The sequence below is a fragment of the Thermodesulfovibrio sp. 1176 genome (genome assembly GCF_029946585.1).
In the GTDB taxonomy this organism is placed as follows: Bacteria; Nitrospirota; Thermodesulfovibrionia; order Thermodesulfovibrionales; family Thermodesulfovibrionaceae; genus Thermodesulfovibrio.
This window is the reverse complement of record NZ_JARZRZ010000023.1, coordinates 1-285: the sequence shown is the minus strand read 5'-3', so window position 1 is coordinate 285 and position 285 is coordinate 1. Positions and strand designations below refer to the sequence as shown.

The 285-nt window shown below is 37.5% G+C and carries 1 protein-coding gene; it reads right to left on the bottom strand.

The window, feature by feature from the left end:
* On the bottom strand, positions 1-285 hold a 285-nt coding region (locus QI155_RS11090), incomplete at both ends, for a TrbC family F-type conjugative pilus assembly protein (protein WP_281321683.1).

Here is a 285-nt window from a genome sequence, read left to right as displayed (position 1 = left end):
CTCTTAATACCAGATAAATGTTGTTGCCAATTTTACCTGCATCTCTGATATAGTTTCTTATTGTCTGCTCTGGCATAGAGGAAGAAATAAATATGTATATCCTTTCATCATCTGAAAGAATACCTTTCTTTGGCTTGTAAGCAGAATAATATCTTTCCACAGGGTCTGTTTGAGAGGATTGCCCGCCAAGAAGCAGGTTCAGGTCTTTTTTGAATGCTTCTACCTGTGCCTTAAATTCAGGAGACTGAGAGTATTCATAAGCCTTTTTGGCTTCTTTTTCCACTT